This window comes from Alienimonas chondri (assembly GCF_013036045.1).
GTDB classification, from domain to species: domain Bacteria; phylum Planctomycetota; class Planctomycetia; order Planctomycetales; family Planctomycetaceae; genus Alienimonas; species Alienimonas chondri.
Map to the genome: position 1 here is coordinate 1 of NZ_WTPX01000091.1, position 20,150 is coordinate 20,150.

The 20,150-nt window shown below is 68.1% G+C and carries 17 protein-coding genes; 12 read left to right on the plus strand and 5 right to left on the minus strand.

Translation table 11 applies throughout. The features are described 5' to 3' along the window. Positions 1-61: 61 nt before the first annotated feature. Positions 62-499, minus strand: a complete 438-nt coding sequence (locus LzC2_RS13660) for a response regulator transcription factor (protein WP_171187888.1) — start codon at positions 497-499, stop codon at positions 62-64. A 97-nt stretch (positions 500-596) separates the two neighbouring features. On the opposite strand from LzC2_RS13660, the gene LzC2_RS13665 reads away from it, so the two are divergent. Both LzC2_RS13665 and LzC2_RS13670 read left to right on the plus strand, forming a co-directional pair. Beyond that, the gene (locus tag LzC2_RS13665) at positions 597-1,298 is read left to right on the plus strand and encodes a YggS family pyridoxal phosphate-dependent enzyme (protein WP_171187891.1); all 702 of its coding nucleotides are present in this window, start codon (positions 597-599) and stop codon (positions 1,296-1,298) included. 27 nt (positions 1,299-1,325) lie between these two features. Continuing rightward, positions 1,326-2,642, plus strand: coding sequence for a hypothetical protein (locus tag LzC2_RS13670; protein ID WP_171187893.1), 1,317 nt, complete (start codon positions 1,326-1,328; stop codon positions 2,640-2,642). 102 nt (positions 2,643-2,744) lie between these two features. On the opposite strand, the gene LzC2_RS13675 is transcribed toward LzC2_RS13670, so the two are convergent. Next, complete coding sequence (locus tag LzC2_RS13675; protein ID WP_171187895.1) at positions 2,745-3,080, minus strand: hypothetical protein; 336 nt, start codon at positions 3,078-3,080, stop codon at positions 2,745-2,747. A gap of 115 nt (positions 3,081-3,195) precedes the next feature. Then, positions 3,196-3,606, minus strand: a complete 411-nt coding sequence (locus LzC2_RS13680) for a hypothetical protein (RefSeq protein ID WP_171187897.1) — start codon at positions 3,604-3,606, stop codon at positions 3,196-3,198. 131 nt (positions 3,607-3,737) lie between these two features. Here LzC2_RS13680 and LzC2_RS13685 point away from each other — a divergent pair, with 131 nt between their 5' ends. The 6 genes from LzC2_RS13685 (at position 3,738) to LzC2_RS13710 (ending at position 9,736) form a co-directional block, all read left to right on the plus strand. Next, positions 3,738-5,162, plus strand: a complete 1,425-nt coding sequence (locus LzC2_RS13685) for an L-serine ammonia-lyase (RefSeq protein ID WP_171187899.1) — start codon at positions 3,738-3,740, stop codon at positions 5,160-5,162. 75 nt (positions 5,163-5,237) lie between these two features. Continuing rightward, entirely contained in the window at positions 5,238-5,630 is a 393-nt protein-coding gene (locus LzC2_RS13690; protein ID WP_171187901.1) for a hypothetical protein, read from the plus strand. Between the two features lie 240 nt (positions 5,631-5,870). Continuing rightward, entirely contained in the window at positions 5,871-7,040 is a 1,170-nt protein-coding gene (locus LzC2_RS13695) for a dienelactone hydrolase family protein (protein ID WP_206678721.1), read from the plus strand. After that, complete coding sequence (gene odhB, locus LzC2_RS13700; protein WP_171187903.1) at positions 6,926-8,242, plus strand: 2-oxoglutarate dehydrogenase complex dihydrolipoyllysine-residue succinyltransferase; 1,317 nt, start codon at positions 6,926-6,928, stop codon at positions 8,240-8,242. Before LzC2_RS13695 ends, odhB begins: the two co-directional genes overlap by 115 nt. 84 nt (positions 8,243-8,326) lie before the next feature. After that, a complete protein-coding gene (locus LzC2_RS13705; RefSeq protein WP_171187905.1) occupies positions 8,327-9,175 on the plus strand; it encodes a hypothetical protein in 849 nt (282 codons plus the stop codon). A gap of 408 nt (positions 9,176-9,583) precedes the next feature. Further along, positions 9,584-9,736: a hypothetical protein gene (locus tag LzC2_RS13710; protein WP_171187908.1), complete on the plus strand. Its 153-nt coding sequence runs from the start codon at positions 9,584-9,586 to the stop codon at positions 9,734-9,736. Here the strand turns inward: LzC2_RS13710 and LzC2_RS13715 are convergent. Further along, on the minus strand, positions 9,728-10,384 hold the full coding sequence (locus tag LzC2_RS13715; protein WP_171187909.1) for a hypothetical protein: 657 nt from the start codon (positions 10,382-10,384) through the stop codon (positions 9,728-9,730). The two genes, LzC2_RS13710 and LzC2_RS13715, sit on opposite strands and share 9 nt — an antisense overlap. A 123-nt stretch (positions 10,385-10,507) precedes the next feature. On the opposite strand from LzC2_RS13715, the gene hpnH reads away from it, so the two are divergent. From hpnH to LzC2_RS13735, 4 genes are all read left to right on the plus strand, one after another. Beyond that, positions 10,508-11,608 (plus strand): adenosyl-hopene transferase HpnH, encoded by a 1,101-nt coding sequence (gene hpnH, locus LzC2_RS13720; protein WP_171187911.1) that lies wholly within the window; start codon positions 10,508-10,510, stop codon positions 11,606-11,608. Positions 11,609-11,929: 321 nt separating this feature from the next. Next, positions 11,930-13,450, plus strand: coding sequence for a COG1361 family protein (locus LzC2_RS13725; protein ID WP_171187913.1), 1,521 nt, complete (start codon positions 11,930-11,932; stop codon positions 13,448-13,450). A 246-nt stretch (positions 13,451-13,696) separates the two neighbouring features. Beyond that, a complete protein-coding gene (locus tag LzC2_RS13730) occupies positions 13,697-14,974 on the plus strand; it encodes a lipid-A-disaccharide synthase (protein WP_171187915.1) in 1,278 nt (425 codons plus the stop codon). A gap of 98 nt (positions 14,975-15,072) precedes the next feature. After that, positions 15,073-19,551 (plus strand): hypothetical protein, encoded by a 4,479-nt coding sequence (locus LzC2_RS13735; protein ID WP_171187917.1) that lies wholly within the window; start codon positions 15,073-15,075, stop codon positions 19,549-19,551. Between the two features lie 54 nt (positions 19,552-19,605). Here LzC2_RS13735 and LzC2_RS13740 read toward each other — a convergent pair. Beyond that, positions 19,606-20,150, minus strand: a 545-nt coding sequence (locus LzC2_RS13740) for a 3-keto-alpha-glucoside-1,2-lyase-like domain-containing protein (protein WP_171187919.1), incomplete at its 5' end; no start/stop codon positions are given.

The following is a 20,150-nucleotide window of genomic DNA, read 5'->3' on the forward strand; positions in this document are numbered from 1 at the left end:
CCTCTCCCCCATCCCCCATCCCCCAAGAAAGGGGCGAGGGGAGACGCGGGATGCGACGCGTTCACTCCTCCTCGCCCGCCGTTTGTTCGTTCGTTCCGTCAGCCGCGGCACGGGCGCGCGGACCCGGCGTGCCGGGGGGGTAGGCGTCGAGGGCCTTCTCCGCGGCTTCCAGCAACACGTCCATCGCGAACGGTTTGCGGAGATAATCGACCACGCCGAGCATCTCCGCGTACGCCTTGTGCCGGCCGCCTTCGTTGGCGGTCACCATGATCGCCGGCGGCGGATCCTCCTGGGTAGCGAGGAACTCCAGCACCGGGAACCCGCCGCGGCCGGGCATCATCATGTCCGTGACGATCAGGTCCGGGCGCTCTTCGAGGTACAGCTCCTGCCCCTTGATGCCGTTGGGGGCGTGACGGAGGTCGTAGCCGGCGGCCCGCAGCGCCCCGCCGAGGGTGGCGGCGATCTCGCGGTCGTCCTCGATCAGTAGTACAGAGGCCATAGATGAGGGGAAAGGCGTAAGGGGGGAGGCGTAAGGCGGGGGACCGGGGTGCGTTAGGATAGGCAAGGATCGCTCCTCACGCCTTACGCCTCTCCCCTTGCCCCTCCTCGAAGACAATCTCTCCGCCGCCCGCCGGCGGATCGCCGCCGCGGCGACCGCCGCCGGCCGCGATCCGGGTGACGTGACGCTGGTCGCGGTGACGAAGTACGCCCGCGACGAATGGGTCCGCGGACTGCTCGATCTCGGCGTCCGCGACCTCGGCGAGAACCGCCCCCAACAACTGACCGAGCGGGCGGACCTGCTCCCCGCGGACCCGCCCGTGCGCTGGCATCAGATCGGGCAGGTGCAGCGGAACAAGGTGCGCAAGCTGCTGCCCGCGGCGTTCCTCACGCACTCCGTGGACAGCGAGAAGCTGCTGGCCGCGATCGACCGCATCGCCGGGGAGGAAGGGCTGACGCCGCAGGTGTTGTTGCAGGCGAACGTCTCCGGGGAGGACTCCAAAAGCGGCTTCACGCCGAACGAACTACGGGCGCTGTTCGCCGCCGGGTTCGATCGGTTCCCCCATGTCCGCGTGCGGGGGCTGATGACGATGGCGCCCGCCGCGGAGTCCGATGAAGTCGATGCCGTCGCCCGGCCGGTGTTCGCGGGGCTGCGGGAGTTGCGGGACGAACTCGGCGGCAGCGAACGGCTGCCGGTTCTCTCGATGGGCATGAGCGGCGACTTCGAACCGGCGATCGCCGAGGGCGCCACGCACGTCCGCCTCGGCAGCCTGCTGTACGCGGGGCTGGACGCGGACTGAATCCCATCGAACGGCGGCGACGCTAGCATGGCGGGCGACGAACCCGTTCGCTGGGAGGCACTGTTGAACCCGTCATTGCTCGCCGCGGTCTTGCTGACGTTCGCCCCGCCGGCCCCGTCCCAACCGCCGCCGGCCCCGCTGCCGACCGCCGCGGAACTTGCCGACGGGCTGAGAAAGGTGCGGGCGGCGGTGCGGGACGTGCATTTAGTTTGGCAGGAGCGATCCCAAGCGTTCTCCGCCCCGAACGTGCCGAGGGGCGTGCTCGGCGGGGAGTGGGGGGAATTGTTTGTGGAGGGGGATGCGACCCAGGTACGATTCCTATACGCCGCCTCGCCGGCCGGGGTCGCAGACTGGTGGCCCGCCGGCACGTCCGCCGACAGTCCACTGACCGGGGCGGCCGTCGCTGATAATGAATTTCTGGTCGCCCAGCGCCCGCCCGGTAAGGGGCCGGCGCGGATCACCCGGTCAAGTTGGACGACGCCCGGTCCCGGCCAGTTCTCGGATCAGATTGCCTTAACGGATGCGGATCGGGTCGTTTTTCGCCCACACCTCATTCCGCACCTCGGTGTCGGGCGGTGGGACGTCGACAGGGAGCAGGAGGAGGCGCCGACCGGCTTCGACGGACTCGCCGCCTTCCCCCCGGCGCGCTGGGTCGTGGACGGACGCGAGGTGAAGGACGGGCGCCCGGCGGTGCGGGTGACGATTCTTTATGAGGAGCCGTCCGGCATCACGTATGAGCCGTCCTACCTTGCCGTCCGCCCGGACGCCGTCCTGCCGATGATTGCCCACCGCATGCGAGCGTGGTTCACCGACGACGTTCACCATGATTTGTTTCGCGTGGAGCACGCAACCTCCCGGCTGATCGGTGCCGACCACGCGCCGACCGATCCTCTGTCCTCGACGTACTGGGCGGAGGACTTCCGCCCGCTTGCGAACGGCGTCCGCATGCCCTTCGCCGGCGGGAGGATCTTATACGCCGACGCTGCGGTCCCTCCCGGGGAGACGACTTCTTCGGGGCTGTCGAATCTTGAAGGCTCCGCCGCGTCGCCCGCCCAGTTCGTTGCCCATCGGCATGAGTGGCGAATTGAAACGCTCGAACCCCTCGACCCCGCGATCACCGCCGCGGATCTGTGGGTCGAACCGCCGTACGGGGCGCAGGTGCATGACGCGGCGACCGGCAAGCAACGCATCGCGGGACTGACGGACCTCGAATCGTGGCTCATCTTTAAATTCAATAACCGATACGCGGCCTGGTGGGCGTTCGGGCCGCCGTTGGCGTTGTGCGGGCTGGTCGCCCTGGGACTGTGGTGGCGTCGGCGGCGACGCCGGTGGGCGTCGGCGTGAACGCAAAACCGCCCCGCCGACCCGGGGATGGGTCGACGGGGCGGCGATAACACTTCGACAGAGGACGCATCGGCGAACCGAACGTCGGCGGCACGAGCCGCGTCAGTTCAGATCGCAGCAGGCGCCGCCTTCGCAACACGCGGCGCCTTCCTCGCAGCACTCGGCACAGCCTTCGCTGTCGCAGACGCACTCTTCACAGCCGCAGTCGACGCAGCAGTCGCAGGCGGCGGCGGCGTCGCAGCAGACGGCGTTCTCGCAACACTCGGCGCCCTCGTCGCAGCAGGCGGCGCAGCCCTCGCTGTCGCAGACGCAGTCTTCGCACACGCAATCGACGCAGCAGACGCAGTCCGCGGGGGCGGCGGTGGGAACCGCAGCCGGGGCGAAGGCGAACAGGCCGGTCGCGGCGGCGAGAGCGGTGACGCTTAGAAGCTGACTCATCAGAAATCCTTTAAAAAGCAGTGGGGAGCCGTCGACGCATCCGTCCCTCAAGGACCGGAAAGAACGCCGCGGCGGGGTGGGTGAGACGTAGAACTCGCAGGCCGTCGGGGCCGCGTTAGTTCCGCCACACGCACAACTGCGACCGCCTGCGCGCATTCGTCGCGGGGGGCGCGTCTCCCGAAGTCCGTTCGAGGGAGACCGATTCGTTCGTCACGCCCCGCCAAGCCGGCGGCAGCGCGAGCGCGGAGGGGACCGGGACGGGGTCCACGGTCGGGACCGTCGGGGCGACCGGCGCCGCGGGTTCGCACCCGCAGGCACAGCCAGCGGTGGACGGCTCGTCGTCTTCATGACCGGACGCGTCGCAGCAAGCGGCGCAGTCTGCAGGGCCGCATTCGCACACGGCGGCGGTTTCGGCGCCCGTTCCGCACAACGCAGCGCAGCCGCAGTCCGCCGCCCAAGCCGCCGGTCCCAGCAGGAGCGGCAGCGCGGCGAGCAGGGCCAGCGGCAGGTGCAGAAGCGAACTCATCGACCCCTTGGTACGAAATCCCGCCGCGATGTGTGAGGCGAATCTCGCCCGGCGAGCCAAATTCGGGGCAGATCGCTCCTGGGTCTTTCCGGGGAGCGCCGACCGGCGTTCCGGACCGGTACCCTCGACGGATGGCCGCCCCGACCCCGTCCGCTCCCGCCGCGTTCGTCAGCACGTTCGATCTATTCAAGATCGGCGTCGGTCCCAGCAGTTCGCACGCCGTCGGGCCGATGCGGGCCGGCGAGCGGTTCCTCGCCTCCCTCGCCCAGCGCGATCTGCGGAGCGCGACGACCCTGCTGACGGTCGATCTGTACGGCTCGCTGGCTCTCACCGGCCGTGGCCACGGCACCCCGCAGGCGGCGCTGGCCGGGTTGGAGGGAGCGAACCCGGAGACCGTCGATTGCGACCGGCTCCGCGACCTGCTGTCGATCGTCGCAGCCGCCGGCGTGTTGTACGTCCCCGGCGGCGAGCCGGTGGCGTTCGATCTGGACAACGATTTGCGATGGCATCGCCGCGAATCGCTGCCCGCCCACCCCAACGGCATGCGGATCGCCGCGTTCGGGGAGGACGGTGAGGAGTTATTGAGCCGCGATTATTATTCGATCGGCGGCGGCTTCGTGGTGACCGCCGACGAGGCCGAGGGCGGCGCGGATGAGTCGAACGGCCCCGCCGCGACCCCCGCCGACGTGCCCTTCCCCTTCGACTCCGCCGCGGAGCTACTGGAGAGCTGCGAATCGCAGGGTCTGGCGATCTCCGACGTCGTCCGGGCGAACGAGGAAGCGGTGCGAACCCGCGAAGAGGTAAACGCCGGCCTCGATAAACTCTGGGCCGCGATGGAGGCGTGCATCGCCGCGGGCCTCAAAACGCCCGGCATCCTGCCCGGCAAGCTGAAGGTGCCCCGCCGGGCGGCGGCGCTCTATGAAAAGCTGAACGCTGCGAAGGCGCCGGGGCCGCCGGACCCCTTAGCGGCGCTGGATTGGTTGAACCTGTGGGCGCTCGCCGTGAACGAGCAGAACGCCGCCGGCGGCCGGGTCGTTACCGCCCCCACCAACGGCGCCGCGGGGATTATCCCGGCGGTCATCAATTATTATCGCTGCTTCGCCCCCGCCTCCAGCGCGGAGGGCGTCCGCCGGTTCCTGCTGACGGCCGCGGCGATCGGCAGCTTGTATAAGAAGCACGCCAGCATCAGCGGGGCGGAGGTGGGCTGTCAGGGCGAGGTCGGCGTCGCCTGCAGCATGGCCGCGGGGGCGTTGGCCGAGGCGCTGGGCGGCACGCCCCGACAGGCGGAACAGGCCGCGGAGATCGGCATGGAGCACAACCTGGGCCTGACCTGCGACCCCGTCGGCGGGCTGGTGCAGGTTCCCTGTATCGAACGCAACGCGATGGGCGCCGTGAAAGCCGTCAACGCCGCCCGTTTGGCCTTGTGCGGCGACGGCACCCACCGCGTGAGCCTCGACCGCGTGATCCGCGTGATGCGCCGCACCGGCGCCGACATGAGCAGCAAGTACAAAGAAACCAGCCGCGGCGGCTTGGCGGTGAACGTGACGGAGTGTTGATGAAGACCGGATAAACGTTGCCGCTGCCCACATCCTCGCCGACTCGATGCTTCGACTGCATGGAAAGATGGAATAATGAAGGTTGGCCAGTTGAATTCAGATTGTTTTCGGGCACATCCAGTGTGGTGCTGGGGCGACGATATGGAACATTTTCTTCCCGTAGGCGAGTATGAGCCGTTACCGGAAGACCTGGGCACCCTTTTTATTCTCGCGAACTGTAAGCTGTCCGGCGGCCATCAGTTTGAAGGATACGTTGTCGGGACAGGTTCAATCTACGCCCTGAACTTGTTCGTTGATGAGCGTTCTTTCATGTTTAATGCGAACCTTCAGGGCTTGGCGGATGAGGAAGCATCTCAAATGGCTGGTTTCCTCAGCATCGACGTACGGGACGTGTTTCCAATTCACTACGAAACATGTTTCGGTTTTCCTGGCAGCGAGAATCTCAGCGGCGAATTCGACTTCGCATGACGTTGCCCTTGGACGGGCGGCATAACTTTCGGGTCAGGGCACCGTACTCTCGCCGCGGGGTGAGCATGGAGTGCGGTTCTCGACCGTCTCACATCGGTCCGCGTCGCTCGCATGCTCACCCGCCTCCGTTTCGCTGTCGCTTCTCTGCGGCGTGAGAGCATGGCACACGGTGCGGATCGCGATCGGAGCGTGAATCGGTCAGGATTGGGTCACCCCCCGCCCCGCCCGCCGACATCACTCATGCTTCCCGCCCTGCTGTTTGCCGTCGCCCTTGCTCCGCAGGCGCCGCCGGGGGCGTTGTCGGAGGAGGCCGCCGCGGAGGTGGGGGCCGCGGCGTGGGAGGATCTCGTCGCGGAGTGTGGCGAGGCGCTGCTCGCGGAGCGGGAGGCGAAGGCGATCGAAGCCGACGGCCAGACGCTGCGGTTCCTAGAACGTCGGTTCGGGAAACGGCCGCAGCAGGGGCACGCCCTCTATATCTCCATGCACGGCGGCGGGGGCGGGCCGGCGGCGATGAACGACGGGCAGTGGCGCAACCAGATTCGCCTGTATGAACCGGAGGAGGGCGTCGTCGTCGCTCCCCGTGCCCCCGGGAACACTTGGGATCTGTGGCATCGGCCGCACATCGACCCGCTGTTCGATCGGTTGATTCTCTCCTACATCATCGACGGCACGGTCGATCCGAACCGGGTGTATTTGATGGGCTACTCCGCCGGCGGGGACGGGACGTTTCAATTGGCCCCACGGATGGCGGATCGGTTCGCGGCGGCGTCGATGATGGCCGGGCATCCGAACGAGACGCAGCCGGACGGGCTCCGCAATCTGCCGTTTTCCATCTGGATGGGCGGCGACGACGCGGCGTACGACCGCAACAAAATCGCCGCCCGGTGGGAGAAGAAGCTCGCCGCGCTGCATAAAGACGACCCCGACGGCTACGAGCACAAGGTCGTCATCTATCCGAACACCGGCCACTGGATGAACGGCCGCGACCGGGCGGCGCTGCCGTGGATGGCGCAGTTCACCCGCGATCCCTGGCCGAGGAAAATCGTCTGGTTGCAGGACGACGTGACCCACCCGCGGTTCTATTGGCTGGAGATCCCTCTCGATCAGGCCGTGAAGGGCATGCGGATCGACGCGGCGGTGGAGGGGCAGCGAATCGCCCTGACGGTTCCCGCCGAGACGGTGAAGGAGGTTCGCCTGTATCTCTCCGACGCACTGCTGGATCTCGATCGGCCGGTGACGGCGTCGATCAACGGGCAGGCGGTCTTCGAGGGCGTCGTCCCGCGGACCGCCGCCCGATGCCCGCTGCCGTTGTCGAGGTTACCGTCCCCAGCGCCGGGGAGAGCGTCACTGAAATGCAGGTCGCCGCGTGGAACGCCGCGGAAGGCGACGCGGTCGAACGCGATCAGGTGATCGTGGAACTCGAAACGGACAAGGCGACCAGTGAGGTCACCGCCCCCGCGAGCGGCCGATTGGCGAAGATTCTCATCCCCGAGGGCGAAACGGTCGAAGTCGGCGACGTGCTGGCCCAGATCGAGGAAGGCGAGGGCGGCTCCTCCTCCGGTGATGGGGGAAGCGAATCGGCCGGCGTGGCCTCCACGGAGCAGAAAACGCCCAACGAATCCGCCTCCCCCCAGCGGACCGGCACCACCGCCGACCCCCGCCGCGAAGAGCCGGCGCCCTCCTCCCCCAGCGCCGGTTCCCGCGGCGATGCGCATGTGATGCCCGCCGCCCAGGTGGCGCTGGAGAAGAGCGGGTTGTCGGCCTCCCAGGTGATCGGCACCGGCCCCGGCGGGCGGGTGTTGAAAGAGGACGTGCAGAAAGCCGTCGCCGGCGGAGCGAAGGCGGAACTGGTCAAGGCGGACGCCCCCGCCGCGGCGCCGATGACGGTCGGCCCGGAAGGCGGCGAGCCGGGCCGGGCGGTCAAGCGGCAGCGGATGACGCCGATCCGCAAGAAGATCGCCGCCAGCCTCGTCAGCGCTCAGCAGAACGCGGCGTTGCTGACGACCTTCAACGAAATCGATATGTCCGCCGTGAAGGAGGCCCGGGCGAAGTACGGCGAGGCCTTCCTGAAGAAGTACGACATTAAGCTCGGCTTCAGCAGCTTCTTCGTCAAGGCGGTCGTGGACGCCCTGCACACCGTCCCGCAGGTCGGCGCCCAGATCGACGGCGACGAGCTGGTGTACTACGACTACTGCGACATCAGCGTCGCCGTCGGCGGCGGCAAGGGGCTGACGGTCCCCGTGATCCGCAACGCCGAAACGCTTGCCTTCTCGGAGATCGAGCAGACCGTCGCCGACTTCGGCCGTCGCGCCAAAGCGGGCAAGATCGGCCTGGAGGAACTCCGCGGCGGCACCTTCACGATCACCAACGGCGGCATCTACGGCTCGCTGCTGAGCACCCCGATCGTCAATCCCCCGCAATCGGGGATTTTAGGGATGCATAATATCGTCGACCGCCCGGTCGTCGTGGACGGCGAGATCGTGATCCGCCCGATGATGTACGTCGCCCTGACCTACGACCACCGCGTCGTCGACGGCCGCGAAGCCGTGACGTTCCTGATGCGGATCAAAGAGAGCATCGAAGACCCGGGCCGGATGCTGATGGAGGTGTGAGAGCCTTCGGCAAGCTCCAAACTTCAAGAGACAAGAACCAAGAAGGCGAACGGGCGGCGAGCGATGGAACCCGAGCACTGGCCGATGATTCGCTTCGCGGCTCCGATCGAGGTCTATCACCGGCTCCCGCAACACCCCGGTTGGAAATGGGAATACTTCGGCGGGGAGGTCGTCGCGTCCCCCCGGCCGAAGTCCCGTTCCTGCGTGAAAACGTTCGGCGACGGCGACCCGCTGGACGCCGTGCCGCCCGATCTGCGAGACGCGGCGTTGGACGATGGCAGCCCCGTCTCAACCCGCCCTCTGACCGACGCCGACTGGGACGTGCTGCCGGGCGTGCTGCACGGCGCTTTCGGCCGCACCGCCCCGTTCGCTCAGATGACGGCGGAGCGATCGCAGGAAGTCGCCGGAGAGTGCATGGAGAACGTCCGGGCGGGGCAATGGGGTCCGTTGATCGAACCGGCGTGCCTGATCATTGAGGGGGAGCCGAAGTTCCGCCGCAAAGAGGACGGGGAGGGGCCGGTCGTGCTCGGGACCGTGCTCGTCACCCTGTACCGGCCGTCGTCGGACGACGACCCGCTGTTCGAGTGGCGTCCGGCAAAGGATCCGCCGGACGATTGGCTCGAAACAAACTGGGGCCGTCCGCATCTGACGTGGGTCTTCGTCAACGGATGGGAAGCCCGCCACGGCCTCGGCACCTGTCTGCTGACCGACGCCTGCCGGGCGTTGCAGTCGCTGGGGTACGGCGAACTCACCAGTACGTTTCTCACCGGCAATCATCAAAGCGCCTTCTGGCATTGGCGAAACGGCTTTCGTCTGCTGACGGGGCCGATGTCGATGCGGCCCCACCGGATGAACCGCTTTCGCGAGCGGCAGGAACGGCGCCGGGCCGAACGCTCGGACGAACCGGCGACCGACAGCGTCCCGGACGCTTGAAGCGTCCGGGACGCGATACGCTGTGCAACCATGAGCGAGGCGCCGAACCCCCCGTCGCCGGATGGGAGGACGGCAGCCCGAGGCGCGAGCCGAGGAGAACCAGCGTTCGCAGCCTCACACGGCCTCGGCTCGCGCCTCGGGCTGCCGCTTCTTCAAACGTTGTCCTGCGCCGCAAAGAGACCTGCCGGTTCGGCCCGACCGCGGCAGGCCGATTTGCTAACCTCAGCGGCAATGACCGAAACCCCGCCGCCGCCCGAGCCGCGGTTGGAGCAGCAGATCAATGGACCGCTGACTCGGTCAATCGAGGGGCGGAAGGCCGGGGTCGGATGTCTTGACGCGTCCGCCCTGACGTTCTTCTTGACGGGGTTGCAGTACATTGCGATGTCGGGGCCGTACATTGGCATGGGGGTGTCGTGCTGGCTGATCGCCGCGACTTTTGCCGCCGCGGCGGTGACGGCGTGGCGGGGGTGGGTCTGGACGACGCTGTGGCTCGTCGCTCTCGCGTTCGTCGGGCCGCCGCTCGTCGTCAAGGCGTGGAGGCAAATCGCTTCACTACTCTGAGGCAAACAGGTCCGTCGGCTCATCCCCCCCGCGGCGCCGACCGCCCCGTGTGACCGCCCAGAGTCCGGCTAGCCCCGCAAGCGCCGACGGCAGACCGGCGGCGATAAGCAGCCATTCATCCCGGCAGGCTTCCGCCATCCGTCGGCCGAACTCGTACATCGCCGATCGGGTCGCGGGGATCATTAATTCGGCGGGGGTGAGCACGGCGTCGACGCTCGTCATGGCGACGGCGTCGTCATCGAAGATCTGGAAGGCGACAGCGAATCCGCCGACCGTCACCGCGGTGGAGAAGGCGACCGTGGCCACGATCGGGACCATTCGTCCGAACGCTTTCCACTGGGAGGCGATCAGCGCGGCGAGGGCCGCCGCGGCGACAACCGCTCCGGGGGTGATCAAGACGACCCAGGGCGTTCTCGCTCTCATCTCGTCGTCCCACCAGGCGCTCAGCCTTGCTGCCGCCCGTGGAAACGGCGCCGCGGCCAGTTCCGCGGGGGTGAACACCTCGTCCACGCGCGTCGGTTCGATCAGTCGCGGGTACAGCACGCCGCAGCCGATTGACCATAGGCCGGCCAGCAGCGTCGCGGCGAGGCAGAGCGTCACCGAGCGGTTCGCGTGGCCGGGGGGCGGGGCGAGTGTGCGGTCGGGCATGCGACGGCTTGCGGATCGGGGGTTCGTTCGAGCCGATCGCGGTGTCCGGCGGTCGGGACGTCTGGTATGACAGGTTCGCACCTCGCTTCGCACCATCGTTCCCTCCCCGGCTCCCTTTTTTCAATGGGCGTTCCGCTTTCCCAGATGGCCACGGTGGCCTCGCACGTCGTGCGGCAGAAGTTGAAGGGGAACAAGCGGTATCCCCTCGTGCTGATGCTCGAACCGCTGTTCCGCTGCAATCTGGCCTGCGCGGGCTGCGGGAAGATCCAGCACCCCAAGCCGATCCTCAAGGATCAGCTCACCCCGGAGCAGTGCTGGCGCGCCGCCGAGGAGTGCGGCGCCCCGATGGTCGCCCTGCCCGGCGGGGAGCCGCTGCTGCACCCCCAGATCGGCGAGATCGTCGCCGGCCTGACCGATCGCGGCAAATATGTGTACCTGTGCACGAACGCGATTCTGCTGGAGAAGAAGCTCGACCTGTTCAAACCGAGCAAGCGCCTCAGCTTCAGCGTGCATATCGACGGCCCGCGGGAGGAGCATGACGAAGCCGTCTGCCGCGAGGGCGTGTTCGACGTGGCGATCGAAGGCATTAAAGCCGCCATCGCCCGCGGCTTCCGGGTCACGACGAACACCACGGTCTTTAACAACGCCGACCCCGCCCGCGTGCGGGAGATGTTCGAGCAACTGACGGATATCGGCGTCGAGGGCATGATGGTCTCGCCGGGCTATCCGTATGAAAAGGCGCCGGATCAGGAGCACTTCCTGCTGGCCGGGGAGACGGAGCGGCTGTTCAAGACGATCCTCGCGGACGTCAAAAAACGCTGGACGTTCAATCAAAGTCCGCTGTTCCTGGAGTTCCTCCGCGGGAACCAGGCGCTCGATTGTCATGCGTGGGGCATGCCGACCTATAACCTGTTCGGCTGGCAGAAGCCCTGCTATCTGATGGACGAGGGCTACTGCGAGACGTATCAAGAATTGATCGCCTCCGTGGAGTGGGCGAACTACGGGCGGGCCAGCGGGAACCCGAAGTGCACCGACTGCATGGTGCACAGCGGCTATGAAGCGGCGGCGGTCGACGCGACCTTCGGCAGCGTCTCGGGGTTATTGAAGACGGCCCGGGCGACGTTCTTCGGTCTGCCCGCCGGCGCCCCCGGCGACGCGACCGCCCATCAGCCGATCGACCAAGGCCGACGCCCCGCGGGCGAGTTGGTGCAGCTGTCCGTATAAGTAAGGCATAAATAGGGCGTCGGCGAGACTGGCCGTACATCGCCGCTGTCCAAGCGAATCGGACCGATTGGAGAGGCGACGGTTTCTGTGAAAATTCGGTAAGAACACGCCGGGCAGTCAACGTGCCGGGCACGCGGCTAAGCGGGAGGTCGTGCTGTGGGGAAATGTCTTGCGGGGAAAGCCCCGGGGGGGGTGGGCCGTTCCCGCAGCGGGTAAGGGGGCTTTTCGCGATTCGGCGGAGAAGGCGTGCCAATAGGTTGTATCCGTCGGGATTGCCCCGGCCGCTACATTCGTCGCCATTCGCACAGGAGTTCTCCACTGATGAACCTCACCTCACTTCGCACCGCCGCCGTCGCGGCCGGCGCAGCACTGCTGACCTGCGGGGCGCTCACGCTCACGCAGGACGCGGCGGTCGCCGACCCCGATATCGAGAACAGCGGTCTGACCCTCGACGGCCCCGCCGGCGAAGAAGCCATTGAGATCACCCGCCGCGGCCCCAGTCAGATCCGGGCCGGCGAAGAGTTCACCTACGATCTGGTTCTCAAGAACGTCTCCGCCGAGCCGATCCGCGGGATTCGCGTCACCGAAACCACCTCCGGCGTCGAACTGCGCAGCGCCAGCGACGAAGCCGCCCAGATCGACGGCGGCCGCATGACCTTCAACGCTGGGCAACTCGCCGCCGGCGACACCCGCACCCTCACCGTGACGGCCCGCGCCTCCGAAACCGGCCAGGCCCGCAGCTGCATCGTGGTCGACTACGACCCGGCGCTATGCACGATGTACGAGGTGGTCAAGCCGGACCTGAAGCTGGTCTGGACCCTGTACGCCGACCGCGACATCGACGCCGAGTGCAAAGTGCCCGGCGTGTACTCCTGCGACGACGTGTTCATCGTTTATAAGGTGACGAACGACGGTAGCGGCGTGACCGAACCGGTTACGCTGACCCACGACCTGCCCGCCGGCCTGAAGACCGACGACGGCAAGGCGAAGGTGCAGGCGAAGATGGAGCCGCTGAAAGCCGGCGAAACCAAGGAGTTCCGCGTGCCGCTGATGCTCACCGACGCCGCGGCCGGTCAGGAACTGGATCTGTCCGCCGAAGCGAAGGCCGGCAGCATCACCGCCGATACCGACGTGCAGACCGTCGGCATTCTTGATCCGGCCCTGGACCTGCGGGTCGACGGCTTGAGCAAGCAGTACATCGGCCGCCCCGCCGAGATGACCTTCACCGTTACGAACACCTCCGACGCCCCGGTGCTGAACACCGTGGTCGCCGTGACGGAGCCGGACGGCGTGAACAACTGGCTCGTCAATACTCGGGATTACGACGGCGAAGCCGTGAACATCGGCTGCCTGCAGCCTGGTCAGAGCCGGACCTTCAAGGCGAACTTCGACGTGGCCAACGCCACCACCGTGGATATCACCGCCCGCGCCGCCGGCTATTGCGTGCCGGAGATCGATAAGAGCTTCGCCGTCGAGTACGAAGGCATCTCCGCGATCCTGATCGAGACCGTCGACAAGGTCGACCCGGTTCCGGTCGGCGACAACACGACCTATGAGATCTACGTCAAGAACCAGGGCAGCGCCCCGGACCTGAACATCAACCTGACCGGCATGCTGCCGGACGGCCTGACGTTCGTCTCCGCCACCGGCGACACCGACGTGAGCGCCGACGGCCAGAACTTGACCTTCGGGAAGCTCGACGAACTCGCCCCCGGCGACGTCGCCAGCTGGAACGTCACCGTGAAGGCTGAAAAGGCCTCCAAGGTGCAGTTCAAGTTGAACCTGAAGTCGGACGCCAACCCGGACGGCGTGCGGGAAGAAGAACCCACGACGCTCTACTGAGCCAAGTGACGTTCTGATTCGTTGAAGAGTCGCGGCCCGCGGGGATCTCCCCCGCGGGCCGTTTTTCGTTGTGTCTCAGCGAGCCGGGGGGTTCATCCCCCCGGACCGGTGAGCGCAGCGAACCGAGCGGGAGGCGACGTTCCCCCAAGCCCGGTCCGGGGGGACAAGCCCCCCGGCTCGCCGTTCCCCCGGCTCGCCCTTGACGCGTCGCGCGCCGCGGACCGACAACATGCGCTCTCATCCCCCGTGGTTCCCGCCCCGATGCACCTGTTCCTGTCCGCCGGCGAACCCAGCGGAGATCAGCACGCCGCCCATCTGCTGACGGAACTGCGCCGTCGCGATCCGTCGCTCAAAGCGGTGGGCTACGGCGGGCCGGACCTGGCCGCTGCGGGGCAGGAGCAGAGCTTCCGGCTGACGGATCTCGCGGTGATGGGCATCGGCGCGGTGCTGCCGCATATCAAAACGTTCTTCTCCCTCCGCAACCGCGCCGCGGAATACTTTCGCGATCAGAAGCCCGACGCCGTCGTGCTGGTCGACTTCCCCGGCTTCCACTGGCACCTCGCCAAGGCGGCGAAGAAGGCGGGCGTGCCGGTGATTTATTATCTCCCCCCGCAGATGTGGGCCTGGGCCGGGTGGCGGGTGAAGAAGGTGCGGAAATACGTCGACTATTTACTGTGCGGCCTGCCCTTCGAGCCGCAGTGGTACGCCGATCGCGGCGTGTCCGCGGAGGACGGCACGCCCTGCGATTACGTCGGCCACCCGTTTTTCGACGAAGCCGCCGCGAAGCAGCTGGACCAGACCTTCCTGGAAGAACGGCGGGGGGGCCGCACGGTCGGCGTGCTGCCGGGATCGCGGAATCGGGAAGTAGAGAGGAACGGGCCGATCCTGGCCGCCGCCGCTCGCCGGCTCTCCGGGCTGCACCCGGACGTGACGTTCCGCGTCGCCGCCTATCAACCCGCCCATGCGGATCGCTGCCGGGAACTCTTCGCGGGCATTCCGAACGTGGAAGTCTGCGTGGAACGTACCAGCGAGATTATCGAACTGGCCGAGTGTTGCCTGTTCGTCAGCGGGTCGGTGAGCCTCGAATTGTTCGCCCGTCGCACGCCGGGGGCGGTGGTGTATTGCCTGCCGCGGTGGAAGTATCAGTTCCTCAGCAAACTGGTCGCCGACGACGACCTCAATACGATCACGCTGCCGAATCTATTCGCCGGGGAAAAGCTCTATCCGGAGTTCTTCCCTCCCGGTGCGGAGGCCCGCGAGGTGACGGAAATCGTCCGTTTGGTGGACAACTGGCTGAGCGCCCCGGCCAGTCTCGCCGCGGTGCGGGGGGCGATCGCAGCCGCCGCGGACCGCACCGTCAGAACCGGGGCCACCGCCGCCGCTGCCGATGCGGTGCTGAGAGCGGTCGGCGGATCGAACGCCGCGGCCACGGCCGAACCGGTCGTCGAGACCGCCGCCGGCACGCAGGCGGTCGTGGCGCCGCCCCCCGGCCCGAACGCCCTCGCCGCGCGACGGGCCGCCTGAGCTCGCCCGTTCATGGCGACCCCGTTCATGGCGACGATAGGGCAGCGGATCTAGGATCGACGGAGATCGATTCGTTTCCGTCCGCGACGCCGCCGTTCATGTCGAAGTCTCTGCTCCCATGGCTGTGCGCGGCCTGCGTCGCTGCGTGGGGAGCGTCGATGGCGGCCGCCATGGAGCCGACGGTTCCCGATGCGTTCGCCACGCCGATCGACCGGGACGTTTTAGATCCCGACGCCTTCGCACAGTGGTGCGACGGGCAGGAGACCCCGGCCGCCGCCGCGGAGGTGAAGGAGCCGAGCGACGTCGTCTGGACGCGCGACCGACGCCCGCACTGGCGCGGCGTGCCCTTCGGCGAGGCCGCGACGCCCGGCGCCCGGCATCTGCGGATCGGCTTCACCCGATCCGTCCCGGTCGGCGCCGTGCTGGCCCGCGGCGGGGGGCGCCTCAGCGTGTTGAAGCCGGACGCAAACTACCCCGGCGACCTCGCCGACGAATCGCTCTGGCTCCCCGCGGAACGCCTCTCCCCGGGATCGGAGATCTCCGTCGGCACGATCGAGGCGACGAAGGAGGACTACGCCTGGTGGGCGCTGCCGCCCGGTACGACGACGCGGGCGCTGCGGTTCACGCACGTCGCCTCCTCGGCCGAGGCCGACCCCGCCGGCTGGCTGGGCGGCGTGTGGGCGCTCTCCGATCGCGTCGCGAACCTCGCCCCGCAGGCGACCGCCGTTGCGGACGGCCGCCCGGAGGCCGCCGGCCTCGTGTTGAACGGCACGAACGACGACCTGTGGGGAACGTGGTCGAACATCGACAAATCGAACGCCGACGGCCCCGTCGTCGATGCGGCCCACCCCGCGACCCTCACCGCGGCGTGGGCCCGCCCGGTGCGATTGAACGGCGTGGCCCTGCTGTGGGCCGGCTTCGACGCGGCGGAGGTGGAAGCGTTCACCGGCGGCCCCGACGAACCGATCGACGGCGCCGCGGACGCCCTCTGGAGGACCGTCGCCCGCGTCGAGGGGCTGGACGCCTTCTATCCCATGGGCCTGGGACCGAACTGGGTGGCGTTCGACGAGCCGATCGAAACCCGCGCAATCCGGCTGCGGATCACCGCATTCTCGACCCACAACCACTCGCATCTGACCTCCCACAAAGTCGGCGGGCGCCGAGTCTGGTTGGGAGAGCTGGCGGCGCTGACCCCGTTGAACGACGCCCCGCTCTCCTCGGTTCTCCCCCCGCCGCAGGAGGAGTTTCATCCCCCGATCCCCGTGCGGTTCACCTTGGAGAAGCCCGGCGTCGTCACGCTGGTCATCGAGGACGCGGACGGCAAACGGGTCCGCAATCTGATCGCGGAAACCCCCTTTGAAGCCGGCGAACACACCGTCTGGTGGGACGGCAGCGACGACCTCGCCCGCGATCTCGAATCGCCGCAGCACGGCCTCTATCACGTCCCCACGCGGCCGGTCGCCCCGGGGACCTATACCGTCCGCGGGCTGACGCGCGATCCGATCGCGTTGAAATACGAAATGAGCGTCTATAGCGCCGGCAAGCCGCCGTGGCGGACGGCGGACGACACCGGCTACTGGATGACGAATCACACCCCGCCCGGCGCCGTGACCCATGTGCCCGGCTCGAAAACGGCGGACGGGGAGTCGTTGATCTTCATCGGGGCGTACGTCTCCGAGGGCGGCCATGGCCTGCAATGGGTGCGGGAGGACGGCGTGAAGGTCGGCGGGCAGGGTCACGTCGGCGGCTCCTGGACCGGCGCCCCGACGCTGGCGACGGACCTCGGTCCCCACCCGATCGGGGATCACCTCTGCTATATCGCCGGCGTGTGGGAGGGGCAATTATCAATCGATACGAAGCTCCGCGGCGACGGGGCCGGCAAGCTCGCCGATCGCAACCTCGTCAAATTGAAGTTGGGAGACGACCGGCTCATTAAAGAGAACAACCCGGACGCCGCGACGGTGAAGGAACTGGAGGGCTTCGACGGCGGTCGGCAGATTTTCGTGCTGGCCGATCTCGCCGTCCGCGACGGACTCGCCGTGCTCTCCTTCCCGCGGCAGAACGAACTGCGGGTCTTCGACCTCGGCGTTGGCGAACAGGGCGCTGGCGAACGGGGCGCCGGCGAACAGATCGGTCGCATCCCGCTCGACGCCCCCCGCGGCGTTTGCTTCGACCCTCAGGGCCGCCTGCTGGCGATCAGCGGCGACCGCGTCGTGCGCTCCGACTGGACCGGCGCCCCGGCCGACGTGCGCTTTGAAGAGCTGAATATTGCGGGGCTGCAAAACCCCCGCATGCTGACGACCGACGCCGCGGGCCGCATTTACGTCAGCGACCTCGGCTCCGCCCATCAAGTGAAGGTCTTCGAGGCGAACGGCGCCGCCCTCAAGACGATCGGCACGCCCGGTCCGCCGAGCGTCGGCCCGTACGACCCCACGCAAATCAATAACCCGCACGGCCTCGCCGTGGACGGACAGGGCCATGTCTGGGTCGCCGAACGGGAGTTCCGCCCCAAGCGCGTCAGCGTCTGGAACCCCCGGTTCGATCAACCGAACGAGGCGACGTTGGCTCGGGCGTTCTACGGTCCGACCGAATACGGCGGCGGCGGCGTGCTCGATCCGCTCGACAAGACTCGGTTCTTCTATAAAGGCATGGAGTTTCGCCTCGATTGGGAGACCGGGACCGACGAGTTAGTGCGCGTCTTCGACCGTCCGCCGGCGTGGCTCGACAGTCACTACGGCCCGTATTCGCCCGATACGCCGCTCTATCCGACCGGCCTGGTTCCCGGAGAACGTGGCTCGAACCGCTACTTCACCAGTTGTTATACCACCAGCCCCACCGGCGGCTGGCCCGCGGCGTTTCTTTGGAAGGACGAACCGGAGCGTGCGCGTTTGGTCGCGGGCATCGGCTCCGCTCAGCATTGGGACTTATTGAAGACGGAGCCATTTCGCGAGCGCTGGCCGGAAGAGATCGATCCGACCGGCCCGCGACACAAAAACGCCGCGTTCTTTCAATGGACCGACCGCAGCGGCGACGGCGTCCCGCAGCCGGAGGAAGTGACGATCGGCCTTGGCGAGTGCGGCGGCGTGACGATCACGAACGATCTCGACGCCGTCTTCGCCCGGTTCAACGATCAGGCGGCGCGGTTCGCCGCCCGCATCGACCCCGCCACCGGCGTACCCACTTGGGACGACGCGCCGATCGCGTTGATTGATGAAGCCAACGGCCCCGCCTCCAGCGGCGGCGATCAGGCGCTGACGCTGTCGGAGAACGGCACAGCAACCGGCTGGACGATCTGCACGAACGCCCCGCCGCCGTTCTCCAGCCACGGCCTCGGCGGGGCGAAGGACGGCGTGCCGATGTGGAGCTACCCCAGCCTGTGGCCGGGCCTGCACGCCAGCCATGAAGCCGCGGTGCCCGATCGGCCGGGGATGGTCGTCGGTCACACCCGGTTATTAGGGGGCTGGATCAAACCGGCCGGCGAGCCGATGTTCGCCGTGAACGGCAATATGGGGAACGCCTATTTATTCACCGCGGACGGGTTGCTCGTCGGCACGGTGTTTCACGACGTCCGCACCCGCCCGGTCTGGGGCATGCCGCGGGCGGAACGCGGGATGGACGTCACGGACGTCTCCCTGCACGACGAGAACTTCTGGCCCAGCATCACCCAGACCGCCGACGGCAACGTCTATCTGGTCGACGGGGCGCGAACGAGCCTGGTGCGAATCGACGGCCTCGATTCAATTCGACGACTCCCCCCAACGACGTTGGAGGTCTCGCCGGAGGACCTGAACGCCGCCCGGGAATGGTTCGCGGAGAACGAACGCCGCCGACAGGCCGGTGCGATTCAAGACGTCGCGACCGTGCCGGTGCGCTCGACCGCCCCGCAGGTCGACGGCGACCTGTCCGACTGGCCCGCCGACACCCGCTGGGCGGTGATCGACCGCCGCGGCGTCAAAGCGAACTTCAACAGCAACGCCCGCCCCTATGAAGCGGACGCCGCGGTGTGCATTGCCGACGGCGCCCTGTTCGCCGCCTATCGCACCGGTCAGAAAGACTTGTTGCGGAACGCCGGCGAATCGCCGAACTCCCTGTTCAAAACCGGCGGCGCCCTGGATCTAATGCTCGCCGCCGGCGCCGGGAACGGACCCGAGGACGACCCGACGGCCCAGCGACCCGTGCGGCAGGGCGACCTGCGGTTGCTCATGACGCGCGTCGATGGCCGGACGCGGGCGGTGCTGTACCGCGGCGTCGTGCCGAGCACGGCGGAGCCGGTGGGGTTCAGCAGTCCTTGGCGAACGATCACGCTGGATGAAGTCACGGACATCAGCGACCGCGTCACGCTGGCCGACGACGGCGCCGGGAACTTTGAGGTTCGCGTGCCGCTGGCGCTGCTCGACTGGAACCCGAAGCCCGGCGAAACCTACCGCGGCGACCTCGGCCTGCTCCGCGGCGACGGTCGCCAGACGGTGCAGCGGGTGTATTGGTCGAACAAAGCGACCGCGATCACCAGCGACGTCCCCAGCGAAGCGGAACTGCAGCCCTCCCTCTGGGGCCGCTGGCAGGTGGTCGCGGAGTGACGCCCCGCCCCGCCCACTGCCCGCCGCCCGGCCGGGGGGAGCGGGGCGGGCTCGTCAGTTCGACCGGGGCAACGGGCGGACGGCGACGTCGCGGTACTCGATCGCGGTCCGCTGGCTCCGCAATACGATCGGGGCGGCCCGCCGGGGCAGGCCGGCGGCCCGGTTCACGACCGCGCCATTAATCGCCACCGTGAGCGCGTCGCCGTCGCAGACGATCCGCGCGGCGTTCCAGGCGTGCGGGCCGCGGCGGGGGACGTCCGCGGTCCGGTAGACGTGGCGGCGGGTGCGGCGGTCGGCGGGCACGTCGACCGGCGTGTCGTAGAGGGCCAGGCAGCCCGTCCCGTACCGCCGCCCGTCCCGATCCGCCTCGGACAGCAGGTCCACCTCGACGCCCCGGGGGTCCAGCCCGAGGGCGTTCCACCCCTCCGCTCGCACCACCACCCCGCCGCCGTTCCCCGACACCGGCCCGCCCGGCGGCAGCCGCCACTCGAACGTCAACTCGAAGTCGTCGAACCGATCCGCGGAGAACAACTCCGTGTTGCCCACGCCGGCCGCCCGGAACACGCCCGCGGCCGGGTCCACCTCCCACGCCCCCGGCG

Excerpts from the sequence above, each read along its gene's own strand:
- LzC2_RS13660 (WP_171187888.1), bottom strand. The coding sequence starts at position 499 with ATGGCCTCTGTACTACTGATCGAGGACGACCGCGAGATCGCCGCCACC.
- LzC2_RS13670 (WP_171187893.1), top strand. The coding sequence starts at position 1,326 with ATGGCGGGCGACGAACCCGTTCGCTGGGAGGCACTGTTGAACCCGTCA.
- LzC2_RS13675 (WP_171187895.1), bottom strand. The coding sequence starts at position 3,080 with ATGAGTCAGCTTCTAAGCGTCACCGCTCTCGCCGCCGCGACCGGCCTG.
- LzC2_RS13680 (WP_171187897.1), bottom strand. The coding sequence starts at position 3,606 with ATGAGTTCGCTTCTGCACCTGCCGCTGGCCCTGCTCGCCGCGCTGCCG.
- LzC2_RS13685 (WP_171187899.1), top strand. The coding sequence starts at position 3,738 with ATGGCCGCCCCGACCCCGTCCGCTCCCGCCGCGTTCGTCAGCACGTTC.
- LzC2_RS13690 (WP_171187901.1), top strand. The coding sequence starts at position 5,238 with ATGAAGGTTGGCCAGTTGAATTCAGATTGTTTTCGGGCACATCCAGTG.
- LzC2_RS13695 (WP_206678721.1), top strand. The coding sequence starts at position 5,871 with ATGCTTCCCGCCCTGCTGTTTGCCGTCGCCCTTGCTCCGCAGGCGCCG.
- odhB (WP_171187903.1), top strand. The coding sequence starts at position 6,926 with ATGCCCGCTGCCGTTGTCGAGGTTACCGTCCCCAGCGCCGGGGAGAGC.
- LzC2_RS13705 (WP_171187905.1), top strand. The coding sequence starts at position 8,327 with ATGATTCGCTTCGCGGCTCCGATCGAGGTCTATCACCGGCTCCCGCAA.
- LzC2_RS13715 (WP_171187909.1), bottom strand. The coding sequence starts at position 10,384 with ATGCCCGACCGCACACTCGCCCCGCCCCCCGGCCACGCGAACCGCTCG.
- hpnH (WP_171187911.1), top strand. The coding sequence starts at position 10,508 with ATGGGCGTTCCGCTTTCCCAGATGGCCACGGTGGCCTCGCACGTCGTG.
- LzC2_RS13725 (WP_171187913.1), top strand. The coding sequence starts at position 11,930 with ATGAACCTCACCTCACTTCGCACCGCCGCCGTCGCGGCCGGCGCAGCA.
- LzC2_RS13735 (WP_171187917.1), top strand. The coding sequence starts at position 15,073 with ATGTCGAAGTCTCTGCTCCCATGGCTGTGCGCGGCCTGCGTCGCTGCG.